Annotated in this window: 12 protein-coding genes and 2 pseudogenes; 5 read left to right on the top strand and 9 right to left on the bottom strand. The window is 72.8% G+C overall.

The window, feature by feature from the left end:
* Positions 1 to 43 precede the first annotated feature (43 nt).
* Positions 44 to 481, top strand: a complete 438-nt coding sequence (locus AQJ58_RS22840; RefSeq protein ID WP_067252899.1) for an Lrp/AsnC family transcriptional regulator — start codon at positions 44 to 46, stop codon at positions 479 to 481.
* 37 nt (positions 482 to 518) lie between these two features.
* Here the strand turns inward: AQJ58_RS22840 and AQJ58_RS22835 are convergent, their stop codons facing one another.
* Positions 519 to 1004 carry a WapI family immunity protein gene (locus AQJ58_RS22835; RefSeq protein ID WP_067252897.1) on the bottom strand — a complete coding sequence of 162 codons (486 nt, stop codon included), beginning with the start codon at positions 1002 to 1004 and terminating at the stop codon, positions 519 to 521.
* A gap of 414 nt (positions 1005 to 1418) precedes the next feature.
* On the opposite strand from AQJ58_RS22835, the gene AQJ58_RS22830 reads away from it, so the two are divergent.
* Positions 1419 to 2846 (top strand): FG-GAP-like repeat-containing protein, encoded by a 1428-nt coding sequence (locus AQJ58_RS22830; protein ID WP_067252895.1) that lies wholly within the window; start codon positions 1419 to 1421, stop codon positions 2844 to 2846.
* Between the two features lie 187 nt (positions 2847 to 3033).
* On the top strand, positions 3034 to 3828 hold the full coding sequence (locus AQJ58_RS22825) for a YqjF family protein (protein ID WP_067252893.1): 795 nt from the start codon (positions 3034 to 3036) through the stop codon (positions 3826 to 3828).
* A 40-nt stretch (positions 3829 to 3868) separates the two neighbouring features.
* On the opposite strand, the gene AQJ58_RS44620 is transcribed toward AQJ58_RS22825, so the two are convergent.
* The gene (locus AQJ58_RS44620; RefSeq protein WP_067252891.1) at positions 3869 to 4084 is read right to left on the bottom strand and encodes a hypothetical protein; all 216 of its coding nucleotides are present in this window, start codon (positions 4082 to 4084) and stop codon (positions 3869 to 3871) included.
* Between the two features lie 428 nt (positions 4085 to 4512).
* Here AQJ58_RS44620 and AQJ58_RS45965 point away from each other — a divergent pair.
* Positions 4513 to 4845, top strand: a pseudogene (locus AQJ58_RS45965) (glycosyltransferase); the annotation flags it as partial.
* A 168-nt stretch (positions 4846 to 5013) separates the two neighbouring features.
* Here AQJ58_RS45965 and AQJ58_RS43900 read toward each other — a convergent pair.
* On the bottom strand, positions 5014 to 5544 hold the full coding sequence (locus AQJ58_RS43900) for a DUF427 domain-containing protein (protein ID WP_420712180.1): 531 nt from the start codon (positions 5542 to 5544) through the stop codon (positions 5014 to 5016).
* Positions 5542 to 5826 (bottom strand): annotated as a pseudogene (locus AQJ58_RS43895) (UBP-type zinc finger domain-containing protein); the annotation flags it as partial. The pseudogene AQJ58_RS43895 and the gene AQJ58_RS43900, both read right to left, overlap by 3 nt.
* Before the next feature lie 214 nt (positions 5827 to 6040).
* Between AQJ58_RS43895 and AQJ58_RS22810 the strand changes: the two are divergent.
* Positions 6041 to 7030 carry an aldo/keto reductase gene (locus AQJ58_RS22810; RefSeq protein ID WP_067252889.1) on the top strand — a complete coding sequence of 330 codons (990 nt, stop codon included), beginning with the start codon at positions 6041 to 6043 and terminating at the stop codon, positions 7028 to 7030.
* A gap of 559 nt (positions 7031 to 7589) precedes the next feature.
* On the opposite strand, the gene AQJ58_RS22800 is transcribed toward AQJ58_RS22810, so the two are convergent.
* From AQJ58_RS22800 to AQJ58_RS22785, 5 genes are all read right to left on the bottom strand, one after another.
* Positions 7590 to 8249: a DUF5825 family protein gene (locus AQJ58_RS22800; RefSeq protein WP_067252885.1), complete on the bottom strand. Its 660-nt coding sequence runs from the start codon at positions 8247 to 8249 to the stop codon at positions 7590 to 7592.
* Positions 8250 to 8306: 57 nt separating this feature from the next.
* Positions 8307 to 10259, bottom strand: coding sequence for a RiPP maturation radical SAM C-methyltransferase (locus AQJ58_RS22795; RefSeq protein ID WP_067252883.1), 1953 nt, complete (start codon positions 10257 to 10259; stop codon positions 8307 to 8309).
* A gap of 93 nt (positions 10260 to 10352) precedes the next feature.
* Positions 10353 to 10475 carry a hypothetical protein gene (locus AQJ58_RS45430; RefSeq protein WP_266720057.1) on the bottom strand — a complete coding sequence of 41 codons (123 nt, stop codon included), beginning with the start codon at positions 10473 to 10475 and terminating at the stop codon, positions 10353 to 10355.
* 109 nt (positions 10476 to 10584) lie between these two features.
* Positions 10585 to 12453, bottom strand: a complete 1869-nt coding sequence (locus AQJ58_RS22790) for a S9 family peptidase (protein ID WP_067252881.1) — start codon at positions 12451 to 12453, stop codon at positions 10585 to 10587.
* Positions 12446 to 13870 (bottom strand): MFS transporter, encoded by a 1425-nt coding sequence (locus AQJ58_RS22785; RefSeq protein ID WP_234360236.1) that lies wholly within the window; start codon positions 13868 to 13870, stop codon positions 12446 to 12448. The genes AQJ58_RS22790 and AQJ58_RS22785 overlap by 8 nt, the downstream gene beginning before the upstream one ends.
* Positions 13871 to 14511: the final 641 nt, after the last annotated feature.

The following is a 14511-nucleotide window of genomic DNA, read 5'->3' as shown; positions in this document are numbered from 1 at the left end:
TCCTTTGCGTGCTTTTCCGGGCCGAGGCAGGGGTGGGGCGCACATGGACGCCATCGACGAACGCATCCTCCACTGCGTGCTGCGCAACGCACGCAGCACGTACGCCGAGATCGGTGAGGCGGCCGGTCTGTCCCCGTCGGCGGCCAAGCGCCGCCTCGACCGGCTCGTCGCGACGGGAGCCGTCAGGGGGTTCACCGCGCTCATCGACCCGCAGGCCCTGGGCTGGCGCACAGAGGCGTTCGTCGAGGTCTACTGCAAGGGCGACGCGACACCGGACCATCTCAGGCGCGAGCTGGAACTGATACCCGAGGTCGTCGAGGCGTGCACCGTCTCCGGCGCCGCGGACGCCATGGTGCACATGCTGGCCAGGGACATCCCGCACCTGGAGCGTGCCGTGCAGCGGGTCCGCGAGGCCCGGCACGTGGACCGCACCGAGAGCGTCATCGTGCTCTCCCGGCTGCTCAACCGCCCCAGAGTGTGATGACTTCGGCCTGGTGCGCTGCTGAGCGGAGGTGAGATCAGCGGGGCGGGAAGGACGCCAGGGAAAGGTCCCACTCGTCAGCCGCGTGACGCAGCGCCGCGGCGTCCATCGTGATCTCCACGAAGTACTGGTGGATGTCGGCCCCACCGTCACCCTGTTGCCACGGGGGTGCCGCCTCCAGGGACAGGTGAACACGAATCACCGCGCTCCCGCCCTCGCTGCGACCGGCGAGGCTGAAAGCGACGACCGGCTCGATGAACCACGTGTCCGGCGACAACCCACCCTCGGCATCGGGTTCGGTGACGGTCACCGACCCCGCGGCCACCGCGCGCAGCCACGCGGACACCTGGTGGGCCTCACCGGTGAGCAAACACGGATCGACGAAGGACCAGCTTCCCTCGGGAGCCATCACCTGGCCGTCAATGACCAGCCAGTTGTCGTCGTACGAGTCGCCCCCGACCGTGGCGAACTGATAGCGCACCGGTCGGAGGTCGACACTGCTGGTGAGGTCGTTCAGGAGCACTGGGGCAGGATGTCATGCGCTGGCCAGCAGGACGGACCGCGTTTCGGAGTGGTCAGTCCGCTCCCCGAGTACGCGGTTGCGGCCTGTGTCGGCGTCGCATGAAGGAACAGGCGCGAAGAAGACGTGCTGGTCTGGTCCTGAGGCAGGGGACGACGGCGTGGTAGGCCTGCCGGGTACGGCTCATCGAGGACGGCCACACCGAAGCCCGCGCGGCGAGCGCGACGCCATGGTCCGGGCCGCCCTGCTCCTCGCCGACGCGAAGTCCACTCGGGCCTACGACGCTCCGTATTCGGTCCAGATCCCAGGGCGCGACGGCGACCTGCCAGGCCCCTGGGAGCCGTCAGGGGGCGCCCTTTACGATGCCCTGGACTGTGGCGCACGCCAGGTGCGTCGAGGGGGAGGGGGATCCAGCTCATGCTGAACGGACGTGGTGCGCAACGAGGTTGGCGGACGGCGGCACTCCTGATCGCCGTCGTCGTAGGTGCTCCGCTGCTGTCGGCGGCGCCTGCCGCGGCCGTACACGGAGCGGTGCCCGGTGACTTCAACGGTGACGGTTACCGCGATGCCGTGCTGCCCGCGCCGGGTGCCAGGATCGCCGGCAAGGCCGGAGCCGGTGCCGTGGTCGTTCTCTACGGAGGGCGGGCCGGGCTGTCCGTGTCCCGGCGGGCGACCATCACGCAGAACACCGCGGGTGTGCCGGACACGGCCGAAGCGCACGACGGGTTCGGTTCCGCCACCGCGACGGCCGACCTGAACCGGGACGGTTACGCGGATTTGGTGGTCTCCGCGCCGTACGAGGACACCACGCGGGGCCAGGACGTCGGCACGGTGACGGTCCTGTGGGGCAGCAGGTCCGGCCTGACGTCCGGGACCGATCTGCCGGCGATCACGGCCGGCAAGTACTACGGTCTGGACGTGGCAGCGCTCAGCACCGGTGCCGGTGTGCGGACCGAGGTGCTCGTGGCCGGGTATGAGGGGGCGACGCGGTTCCGGGGGCCGTTCAGCCGCAGCGGCAGCTACGGCTCGGCCGATGAAAACCGTGACACCGCTTCCGTCGGAAGTGTCGCGCTGGGCGACTTCGCCCACAGCGGGGTCCCGGACGAGGTGGCCGTCACCGTCCGCCTCAGCGACATCAGCGGCGGGGAGGTGTACGTCAACCCGGTGTACGGCGGCGCGCAGCAGACGGGCAACGGCCTGATCGCGGCCACCGGGGACGTCAACGGCGACGGATACGCCGATCTCGTGGTGGGAGACCCGGACGAGCCGGACCACGCCACCACCGACGGTGCGCTCGGCGGCCGGGTACTCCTCTGGTACGGCTCGGCCCAGGGCATCGCGCGGGACGCGAAACCGGTGCAGCTCACCCAGAACACCCCCGGTGTCCCCGACACGAGCGAGAAGTGGGACGACTTCGGGGGCGCCCTCGCGGTGGCCGACCTGAACCGTGACGGGCTGGCGGACATCGTGGTCGGCTCGCCGATGGAGGACACGGGCAAGCCGAACGCCGGGCAGGTGACGGTCATTCCCGGCCGCCGCACCGGAACCCTGGGGACCGGCGCCTACGCCTTCACCCAGAACACCGCCGGAATTCCCGGAACCAGCTCGACCGGCGACATGTTCGGTACCACCGTGGCGGTCGGCGACATCAACAAGGACGGCAAACCGGAACTCTTCGTCAGCGCCGCGGAGAAGAACAACTCCACCGGCGCCGTCTGGGTCCTCCCGGGCGGCACCGACGGCCCTACCGCCCAGGGCAGCAGCATGATCACCGCCCCGTCCGTCGGCTTCCCGCAGACGGACGGCACCCTCCTCGGCGGCAACGGACTGCTCGGAGTCATCTGAACGGGAGTCGAACGTCCCCGGCCACCTCTTCCCCCAGGCGGCAAGACTGCCGTTATGGGGGGACCGACACAGTGAACGCTCCCGGTGGGCCACCGCCTGCATCCGGTCGGCGGCCCACCGGCGAACCAGAACGTAGTCCCGGGTCGTCAGCGGAAACGGGAGGCGGCGCATGGACCCACGAGGGGGCATGCCGAGAAGACGTCTCGCGTACCGCCCTCCGGCCCACGGCGCCCGGCCCCCGGAGGCGCTGACACCGCTGGCTCCCCGTGCGGTGCGGCGCGTGCTGGTGCGGATGCGCTGGCAGGACCTGGTGTTCCTGCACTGGCCCGCCGACCCGTTCGAGGTGGCCCGGCTGCTGCCGGCCGGTACCGTGCCGGACCTGTACCAGGGCCGGGCGTACGTCGGCCTGGTCTTCTTCCGCATGGACGATTTCGCCTTCGGCCGGACGCCGGCCCTCCCGTACCTGGGGAGCTTCGGCGAGGTCAACGTCCGGCTGTACAGCCGCGACGCGTCGGGCCGGCGCGGGGTGGTGTTCCGTTCGCTCGACTGCGGCAGACTGCTGCCCGCACTGACGGCGCGAGGCGCTTTCGGCCTGCCCTACCGGTGGTCCCGCATCAGCAGCCAGTGGTTCGACAAACGTCTGCTGTACGGCATCCGTCGGCGCCGCGGGGTGCGCGCGGGGGCGCGTGTGTGGCTGGACGTGGAGGACGAGCCGGTGGCGGCCGGGCCACTGGAGGAGTTCCTCACCCGGCGGTGGGGATTGCACGAGCGGTTCCTCGGGCGTACGTACTACCTTCCCCACGCACACCCGGCCTGGTCCTTCCGGAGGTGCGCCCTGCTGGGGTGGGAGGACGACCTGGTCGCGCGGGCGGGTCTGTCGAGGCCGCAGGGCGAGCCCGTGAGTGTTCTGTACGCCCCCGGCGTTCCGGTGGACTTCGGCCCGCCGGTGTCCCTGACCGCACCCGGTATGCCGCTCGGCTGACGCGTCCCCGGGCGCCGCTCGTTCTCGGCGGCGACCGGGATCAGTCCCGCCGGCCGGACTCGCGGCCGCCTGCCGGGAGCACGGCGCCGGGCTCCGCCGACGTCCGCGACGATGTCTGCCGGTCCATGGCGGCCAGCAGCTCGGCGGCCGCCCACCGGGGCCCCCGCCGCCGTACCGACGCGGCCAGGTCGGGCATGCGCGGGCCGACGGTCCGCCACAGCGTCTCCAGCGCCGCGGGGACGTCGGCAGGAGACATCCCGTCGGGTCGAGCACCACACCGGCATCCGCGCGCTCCGCGTCCCGGGCCACCTCGTCGAGCACGCGGACACGGGCGTCGGCATCCCCGGACGCGGCGGTACACGGGAACTCGTCCGCCACTTCCCCGGCCTCGCCCGCCTCAACGAAGGACGCGGACCCGCCGCGCCGCCCGAAGGCATCGCCCCCACCGGCCCGCACCCGACGAGGACGACCGGCGGCGGCAGGCGCTGGAACGGCTCTACCGGGACGGGACCCGCCCCGACGCGCTGCACCCCCGCGACCGCGACCTGCCCGCGCTGCTGTGCGTGGGCCGACTGCACCCGGTCAAGCAGCAGGACCTCCTGGTCCCGGGCCTGGCTGGCGACGGGCGCCCACCGCACCACGACCCTCGTCCTCATCGGCGGCAGCCCCGGCACCGGCACGGCCGTGGAGGGCGACAGCCGCCGCCGTATCGACGCCCTGCTCGCCGCGTGCCCGCAGGCCGCGGGACGCCTGGCGCGGCTGCCCGCCCTGCCGAACGCCGAGGTACGCCGCCTCCAGCGGGCCCTGACGCAGCGCACGGCCGACGCCTGCTGCCGGTACGTCTGCCCGAGGGCGAAGGAGGAGTCCGGGATCGCGGTACTGGAGGCCATGGACGCGGGCCTTCCGGTCGCTGGCCCCCTCCGCGGGGGCGTCGCGCACTCTCTCCGCGACCAGGTCGACGGCATCCTGATGGACACCTCCGGCCAGGAGGGGCTGATGCGGGGCCTGCGGCGTATGTTTCGGTCTCCGACGACGACCGACGGCGCTACGCGGACGCGGGCAGGAAGCTGGTCGCCGAGCGCTTCTCCGTGGCACGCATGGCGGACGAACTCGCCGCCGAGTACGACGCCCTGCGCACGCGCTGACAAGCGGTCGCGCAAGGCCGACGAAGACAAGACCCCCGCTTCACCACAGCCGCGTGCCGGGCCCGCCCTTGAACGGCCCCCGCACCTCCGAGGTGATCCAGCCGCCGTAGAAGTCGCCCTCCTGCGCTGTGACCTCCTCTCCGGCGACCGTGCAGCGGTCCACGCGGCTCGGATAGAAGGCGAGGAAGTCGGTGAGAACCGTGTAGCCGGGCTCGGGACGGGGATAGCTCCAAGCGGCGCGAGCGCGTACGTCGTCTCCCACGACGACGTCCCAGTAGCGGGCCGACCCCTTCCACTCACACCAGGTCCGACCGGAGAGCGCCGGGAACAGAAGGTCCATGCGGACGTCCGCCGGAGGGACGTAGAACACCGGGGGATGACTGGTCTCCAGCACCCGGACGGCCCGCCGGGTCTCCGCCACCACCTGGCCGGCGCACTCGACCCGCACGAGGCGGTCGTCCTCCCGTACGGCGGGCGGCCGCGGGTAGTCCCAGACGGACTCGGGCGGCCGCGGGGCGGGCTGCGGGGCGGGTCGCGGCAGGGGGTCTTGCGGCAGCGGGTCCAAGTACACCTCGTCCGCGTAGCACCAGGCCCACTCCCGGCCGCCGGCCAGGGAGCGGGCCACGGGGTGGCCGCTGGAGTCGCCGTGCGCCGTCGCGTGAGCACCGGGAGAGCTGTCGCTGCACCCCACGTGCCCGCAGGTCAGGCAGAGCAGCAGAGCCGCCGGCGCACGTCCGCGCGCCGCGCACGCCGGGCAGGTCTCGGTCAGCGGCGCCGGGTCGGCCGTCCAGGTGTGGGAGCAAGGATTCCCCGCGGGCCGACCACCGTCGTACCGGGGTACCCAGCGCGTCATCGGTGACCACCCGCCGGTGAAGTGCTGTTCACGATCTCTCTCCTCCGCCGTCCCTGTCCTCGTCCCTTGCTTCACCCGCACCCCGCACGGGGGATGCAGGTCATGAGCAGGTGTGCGGCTGGTCGAGCACGTGGGACTTGTCATGGAGTGCGCTCCAAGTCATAGCGTCGAGGACGTAACGGCGCACAAGGACCAGGAAAGGCTGGGACAGGACATGCAGAAGCGTGGTCTGCGGGATTTGCAGGTGTCGGCCATCGGCCTGGGGTGCATGGGCATGTCGGCCTTCTACGGGTCCGCCGACGAGGCGGAGGCCGTCGCGACCATCCGGCACGCCCTCGACCTCGGAGTGGACTTCCTCGACACGGCGCAGATGTACGGGCCGCTCACCAACGAGTCCCTCGTCGGCGAGGCGATCCGGGGACATCGTGACGAGTACGTGATCGCAACGAAGTTCAACTACCGGATGGACGACGCCGTGCCGGGCGACATCAGCACGGTCGGTCCGCAGGACGGGTCGGCGGAGCACGTCCGCAGCTCCGTCCACGGTTCCCTCAAGCGGCTGGGGACCGACCACATCGACCTGTACTACCAGCACCGGGTCGACCCCGACGTGCCCATCGAGGAGACGGTCGGCGCGCTGGCCGAACTGGTCGCCGAGGGCAAGGTGCGCCACATCGGGCTGAGCGAGGCGAGCGCGCGGACCATCCGGCGTGCTCACGCCGTGCACCCGGTCACCGCCGTGCAGAGCGAGTACTCGCTGTGGTCGCGGGACGTGGAGGCCGAGGTGCTGCCCGCCTGCCGTGAGCTGGGCATCGGCTTCGTACCGTACTCGCCGCTCGGCCGCGGCTTCCTCGCCGGGCGGTTCAGCTCGCCGGACGAGCTGGACGCGGACGACTGGCGCCGCCAGAACCCGCGCTTCCAGGACTCCAACCTGGGGGCCAACCTGCGGCTGGCGGCGAAGGTGAAGGAGATCGCCGCCGAGAAGGACGTGACACCGGCCCAGCTGGCCATCGCGTGGGTGCTGGCGCAGGGCGAGAACCTGGTGCCGATCCCGGGCACCCGGCGCCGCACCTACCTGGAGCAGAACGCCGCCGCGGCCGACGTCACGCTGACCGAGGACGATCTGGCCCGCATCGACGCGGAGCTGCCCGAGGCGGCCGGTGAGCGCTACGACGAGGCGGGCATGCGGTCCGTCAACCGGTAGCGGCGGCTGAGGCGTCCAGAAGCCGCGGGCGCCGGGCGAGCCCTGTGGGGCGGGAGAGGCGGCCGCCGAGGTCCTGGCGGCCGTCCCCGGTCGGGCGGCACGGCGTCGGGGCGCAGCGGAACCGGGTCCCGTGAGTCTGCTGCGCGGGCTGCTCGGGGCGGACCTGTCCCCGCCAGTGCGCCGGCTCGCCGCCGTACGGGGGCCGGCCCACCGGCACCGCCCGCCCACCCACCCCGGAGACGACGAGGGCCGTGTCCGCCCGCGACACCTGGGAACCGGCTCGCGGCGTCCGGGCGGCCCGTCGCCGTATGCCGACGGGCCGCCAAGAGCCACACCCTCGCCGGCGCGCCGCGAGGAGTCACCCCTTGCTGGCGGGCCGCCATGAGCCACCCCTTCGTCGGCCTCGCGGACCTCGACCGATGCGATGCCGCATCCGACGCCGGTACGGATGCCGCGTCCCGGCCGTCGACCGTACCGCCGTCGACCGCACCGCCGCCGTCCGCACCGGCATCCCCTGGCCCACCCTCGCGTCCCGAGGCCGTGTGGCCGGGGCCCCGGCTCATACCGCCATGGCCTCCTGAAGCCAGCGGGAGACCCGGTAGGGCAGCCACCACGCCAGGTCGCCGACGCGCAGGACGAGGTGCTCGGCGGTGAACTCCTCCAGAACCTCGGCCGGTACGTCCGCGTGGTGCGCGCCCGGGTCGAGGAGGGCGATGGACTCCCGGTACTGGGGCTCGTCGGCGGTGAAGCGGCGCAGGTCCCCCCAGCGGCGGTCCCGGATCTGGATGAAACCCGGGCCCTGGCGCCAGACGAGCTTGCACAGGTAGTGCCGGGTCCGCCAGGCGTGCAGGGCCTCGGCGGCGTCCTCCAGACCGGTGATCGTGCGCGGCGGGTGCAGGTGGGACAGCACCTTCCACTGGTGCGCGGACTCGCGCGGTGACAGGCGAAGGTCCCAGTCGACCGAGACGGCTCGCGCGGTCAGGTCGCGGACCAGACACAGCCGGTCGACGGCGCCGCGCTGGGCCGCGGGGGCACCGGCGGACAGGTCGACGGCCGTGTCGAGTTCGGCGTGGCGCACGCCCAGGGCCCAGAGACGGCCGACGTCCTGGGTCTGCGGTGTCACCGGGAGGGAGCCCAGCGACATGCCCGGCAGGTCACGGGCCCGCGGATCGAGGTCGCGCCAGGCACGTATCCGGAGGTCCGGTGCGGTGATGGTCATGAGCGGTCCTTCGTCCAGGGAGGCGAGCCGGGCGGCCGGGGGGTGAGGGGCCGACGCTCAGGACAGGGCGGGCGCGGGCTCGGCACCGGCCTCGGTCGACGCCGTGCTCTCACTGCGGGTGTGGGCGTGGCGCATGTAGTCCAGGCGCAACAGATCCTGGTTCACGGCGGCCGGGGCGAGATGCACGTACTGGCCCGCGTCGGTGAACACCACCCCCTGGGCGACCCACTCGCTCAGCAGGGCCTCGAGATCCTGTGGGGTGCATCGCGCGCCCGCGTCGGTGTCGGCGCCCGCCCGCAGCTTGCGGAGCAGCGCGGAGACGGTGTGCGGCTGGTCCAGCAGCCGGAAGAGCGCGGTCTCCAACGGATCGGTGAGCTGCATGGTCCGCCAGGCGAACGACGGCCTCCTGCTGACCAGCACGATCCGGTCGCCCAGGTCGGTATGGGTGAGACGGGCGTCGGCGTGGTGCTTCTTCCAGGCGGCGATCGCGTCGTTGAGGAGGGTGACCGTCGGCTCGGTGATACCGCGCTCGGGGGCCTGGAAGACGTAGGCCAGGTCGTGCAGTTCCGCCTCGGGCAGGTCGTAGGTGAACAGGTAGTGCTCCTCGGGCCGCAGCCCGGTGAAGCCCAGTTCGGGGCGCTTGAAGTAGGGGCTGAACCGCTCGATGGCGATGCGTGCGGACAGGTCGACCGGTGGGTTGAGGTGCTCCAGGGCGGGGAGCTGCCGGACGACCGGTTCGTAGTCCTCGGCGGTCTCGCCGGGGAAACCGTGCAGGTAGTTCCACGACACCGACAGCCCGGTCTCCGCCGCGTCACGGAGCATGCGTACGTTCTGGCAGCCGCTCACTCCTTTGTCCATGAGGTCGAGGACGCGGCTGTTGAGGCTTTCGATGCCGGGCTGGACGTAGATGAGTCCCGCGTCCGCCAGAACCTGCAGCTGCGGGCGCCGCATGTTGGCCTTGATCTCGATGTGCATGCGCAGGTCGTAGCCGCTGTCGATGATGCGGGGCAGGACGGTGGACAGGTAGCGCATGTCCAGGATGTTGTCGACCACGTACATGTCGAGCACCTGGTGACGCTCGGCCAGGTCCATGATCTCCCGGAAGAAGGTGTCGGGGCTCTTGCTGCGGAACTCCATGAACGAGCCGTTCAGGCCGCAGAAGGTGCAGTGGTGCTTCTCCCCCCACCAGCAGCCGCGCGCGCCCTCGACGACCAGTTTGGGCTCCACCCAGTTACGGGCCACGGACGCGGCGAGACGCTCGAAGTAGCCGCTGTAGTCGGGAGCCAGGATCGCCGTCGGCGGCAACGGCCCGGTCGGCATCGGGTTGACGATGTGGCCCGACTCCTGCGTACGGTGGCACAGTCCCGGGATCGAGGCCGTCGCGGCGGGAGCACCGTCCCGCAGCGCGGTGAGCAGCCGGGGGAAGGCGACCTCGCCCTCGCCTCGCACCACGTAGTCCACGAAGGGGAAGTTCCGGTGGACGGCGGCGCCCTGCTCGGCGTCGCAGTTGGCGCCGCCCATCACGGTCACGATGTGGGGGGCGAGACGTTTGATCTGCCGGGCCGCCGCCAGCGCCGCCGTGTTCTGCTGGAAGGTCGAGGTGAAGCCGACCACGTCGGGCTCCAGGGCCACGACCCGGCGGGCCACCTCGGCGACGAACTCGGGGACGAGACGGTGCAGTTCGCGCGTCATGCGCATCCGGGAGCGGCGCAGCTTCGACGTCATCGCCTCGACGAACTCCGACTCCCGCCACTCCGGGTCGTCGTAGAGCGCCGAGGAGAACACCCAGTCACCGCAGCCGAGGAAGTAGGAGGACAGGGCGTAGTAGTCGTAGTCCTCGGCGGTGAACTCCAGACGGTTCGTCATCCAGTCGGTGAACTCCAGATTGGCGTGCATCACCTCGCACGTGGCGCCCTCGACGTGTTCGTCGACGCTGCGTTTCAGGATGCCGAGCGCCAGTGAGGGCAGATCGATCGGTGACCAGGGCATGTTGACGAGAAGAACGCGCACGGTGGGCTCCTTGCGCACGGGCGGGCGGCGGGACGGGAGGGGCGGGGGAGAGCCCGGCCGGCCCCAGTCGGGTCGGACCGGCCGGGCCGTGACTCACTCCTCGTCGTCGCTCTCGGCGGCGTTGCGGAACGGGATGGTGATGGTGATGCCGATGCCCGGCTTGCGGTTCTCCTCGTCGCCGGCCAGCGGATCGTTGTGGATGATGTCCTTCTGCATGGTCCTCCTCCTTCTTCTTCTTCTTCTCGGGTTCGGGTGCGTGTACGTGTCCTTCGAGCGGGTGGTGCTGTGCGGGTGGTGCTGTGCACGACCCGGCCCCGCTGTGTCCTCAGCGGGACCGGGGTCCTCCCGGACGTGCCGGGGGACGCGAGGGGGTGGTGGGCGCCGGCGCGGGCAGGTGGGTACGGAGGAAGGTCAGGGAGCGGCGCAGGACCGCCACGTGCGCCGCACCGTCGTATCCGTCGTGTCCGGTGTCGAGCCACATCTGCTCGTGGGCCACGCCGGCCGCGGCCAGCGCGCGCAGGTAGGTACGGATCTGCTCGGGCGGGCACTTGACGTCCTTGTCGGCGCCGACCACGAGCAGGGGTGCCGTCACCCTCGCCGCGAAGGTGAGCGGCGAGCTGCGGGCGTATCGTTCCGGCACCTCGTCCGGAGTGCCGCCGAACCAGCGGACGTCCAGGGCACGCAGGGCCGGCGTGGTCGTCCGGTGGGCGGTCACCCAGTCGGCCACCGGCTTGACCGCGACGCCGGCCTGCCACAGCCCCGGGCGGGTACCGAGGGCGAGCAGGACCAGATAGGCCCCCCAGGACACCCCCCACAGTGCTGTGGCCCCGTTGTCGACGAGTCCGCGACGGACCAGATCGGCCCGGACGGCGGCCAGGTCGTCCACTTGCGGGTGGCCGACGCCGGCCCCGACGGCGCGCCGCCAGCGGGGACCGTAGCCGGTCGAGCCGCGGTAGTTCACCCGCGCGACGGCGTAGCCGGAGGCCACCAGCGAGTGCACCGTGGCGTCGTAGGCGTCGCGGTCGTGGTCGGCGGGTCCGCCGTGCACCAGGAACACGGCCGGCGGAGGAACGGCGCCCGCGCCCGCGGCCGCGCCGTCGGGCCGGCCGCCGGCCCTCGGCAGACTGAGCAAGGTGTGGATCGCGCCCTCCGGCGTGGGGGTCCACAACTCCGTGTGCCGCCCGGGCACCTGCGGCGAAGGGCCGGGCGTCGGCAGGGCGACCTCGTCGGTCGCCCGCAGGACGGGCGGGTGGGCGGTGTCGGTCCACAGGTAGTGCAGCCCCCCGCCCGGACGGGCGGCGGCGTCGAGGAGGCTGCCGGCCGGAGTGGCCACGACACGGCGGGTACGGGCGCGCAGCGACACCTGATGCAGCAGTGACCGGCCGTGGCGCTCCTGGCGCACCAGCACCTCGTCGGTGTCGGGGTACCAGCGCGCGGTGATCTCCGTGTCGAAGCCGCACCACGCGTGGGTGACCAGGCCGCGGCGCGGTGTCCAGGTCGCCAGCTGGTAGCGGTCCGCGCGTTCGTGCACCAACAGCAGCTCGGACCGGCCCGGCCGCGGCGAGAAACCCCGGCACCACCATCTGCCGCCGGGGCGAGCCCCAGCGGCCCGCCACGGAGAGCCGGCCGGCGCCGGCCCGTCCGGCGGGGGCAGAACGGCGACGACCCGGCCCGTCGGGGTGACGACCGTGACGGTCGCGTCCCCGTCGGACACCGTGGCGAGAGCCACCAGATCGCCCTCCGGCGTGATGCCGCCCAGCCTGCCCTCCCCGAAGACGCTGAGGACCTGGTGCGGGACGCGCCCTCGGCGTCCCATCAGCAGGCGCGTCATCCCGTCGGGGGTGGCGAGTGCCGCGGCGACCGTCCCGTCGGCCGTCACCGCCAGACCGCGCGCCAGCCCCGCCGGCGCTCCCGGCAGCCCGGGCAGCCGGCAGCCTCCGCCGAACGGCTGGAACCACCAGTGCCCCCGGCCGTCGGCGTCCTCGTCGAACCACCACACGTACGCGTCGGCGTCGACGGCGCAGTGCACCGTGCCCCCGGGCCGGTCGGTGACCTGCCGGGTGGTGCGGGTGGCCGCGTCCCACGTGAACACCTCGCAGCGGCCGTCGGCGTCGGCCGTCAGCACCATGCGTCGCGCGTCGCGCGGGCACACCTCCGGCAGCGCGCCGAGGAAGACCCTGAAGGCGTCACTCATGGCCTTCCGCCGTCCCGGCGCCGGTCGCGCCGCTCCCGCCCACCACTGCCGGGGCTTTCAGTTGCGTGTACAAAGCCAGCACGCCGAGCACCGCGGTGCACAGCAGCGCGGGCGTACGGGGGCTCCAGGCGCTGACCAGCGCCGCGGCGAGCGCCGGCGCTCCGGCCGTGGCCAGCGCGGACACGGAGGCGAGCACACTCGCGGTCCGCGACTGCAGGCCGACCGGGGTGGCGGCGATGGCGACACCGGCCAGGACCACGGTGATCAGCGGCAGCAGCAGGGACAGCCCGGCGAGCGCCACCGCCCATCCGACCGCGCCGTCCGCCCACAGCAGTGAGCCGCACGGCACGGGCAGCAGCCAGGCGGCCAGGGTCAGGAGCCGGACCGCACCGAGCCGTCGTACCCCGGGCGCTGCGACCAGTGCGCCCAGCAGCCCGGCGGCGCCGGATGCGGCGAGGACCAGCCCGGCGGCCGCGCTCCGCGCGTCGGCGCCGAGCTGGAAGAGCGCGGTGTAGAACAGCAGCGTCAGGGCCGCCCCCGCCGTCGACGTCCAGACCAGGACGAGCCGCAGGACCGGCGATCCGGCGACCGTCAGCAGGCCTGCCCGCGCCGCCCGCAGCCGTTCGGCCCACTTCTCCCGGTGACGCCGACGGCCGTCGGGGCCGGTCGGCGCGCCCGGAACGGCGGGCGGTGTGTCGAGAGGGGCCCGGATGGCCCGCACCCCGAGCGCGGCCGCGCCGTAGGAGAGGGCGTCGGCCAGGAACGGCAGAGGCCGGGCGAGCTGGAAGAGGACACCGCCGAGGGCCGGGCCCAGGACGAGGGCGACCTGGTCGCCCACCTGGAGCCCGGCGGCCGCCCGGGGCAGTTCGTCGGTGGCGGCCAGGTGGACGAGGGCTCCACGTGAGGCGGCCTCGTAGGCCACGGCGCACAGCCGCTCCGACAGGGCCAGCGTCACCACGATCCATAACGCCGGGCGGCCCAGACAGGTCAGGGCCAGTGCCCCCGTGCCCAGGGCCGCGCAGGCCGCCGAGCCCGTCATCAGGCGCCGCCGCCGTCCCCGGTCCGCCGGTATCGCCACGAGAGGCCCGAGGACGACTCCGGTCAGCGCGGCGGCACTGGCCAGCGACCCCGCGGTGCCGGGGCTGTGACCGAGTTCCAGGAGCAGCAGGGGGAGGACCAGCCCGGAGGCCTGGCTGCCCAGCCCGTCGATCGCGTTGACCCACCACAGGATCCTGAGATCCCGGTCTCCCCGCCCGGGCGGAGGCGTCGGCCGGGCCGCTCGCCGGAGGCGATGTCGCCCCTCGGTGGGCGGAGTCTCCTCGGGTGCCGGTGCCGGTGCCGGTGCCGGTGTGGGTGCGGGTGCCGGTGCGGGACGGCCGGAAGGCCGGCGGATCGGTGACGCGTCGACGTTCCCCACCCCCGTAGGCCCGGGAGCACGTGCCGAAGGGCCGGCCCCGATGTGTGGAAACTGTGCGTGAAGCGTGAAAGTGAGCGGGAGCCTAGCCATGGGGTGACGTCGGCGACAAGGGCCGCACGGTGCCGAATCATCACCTGATACGACGACAAATGGCCGAGGATCGACTGGTCACGGACGTACACCCGTCAGCGCGGAGGCAGTGCGCCGGCCGGTGCGGCACCGCCTGGGCGGGAAGGGCCCGGCTGCACATCCCGCTTCACATCCGCATATCGACGGCGGCACAGGTACCGGTTCACCTCGCGCGGTGCGTGAGCCGGTGTCCGCGACCGTGGCGCGAGCAACGGTTGCGCGGCTGAACGCGGCGGTTGCGGACGGCGGGAGCGGGGCGCGACGCGGGCCGGGCAGTCGCCCCTGGGGCCCGGTCCTTGGCCTCCCGCGCTTTCGGGGCGCGTGGGCAGTATTGGCCGACAATCCCCTCTGCCGGCTGGTGGAGCACGGCCAAGGGGGGCGAGCCCGGTGCAACCGGTGCACCGTTTTGTGCCGAATGGTGCTGCGAGTGGCCGACATCAGGTGCCGCTCTACCGGACGCGGCCACGCGTTCGCGGACTGGGAAAGGAGCCACCATGACGGGCAAGGGAACA

The sequence above is a fragment of the Streptomyces sp. DSM 15324 genome, from assembly GCF_001514285.1.
GTDB lineage: Bacteria > Actinomycetota > Actinomycetes > Streptomycetales > Streptomycetaceae > Streptomyces.
This window is presented reverse-complemented; position numbering and strand designations above follow the sequence as displayed.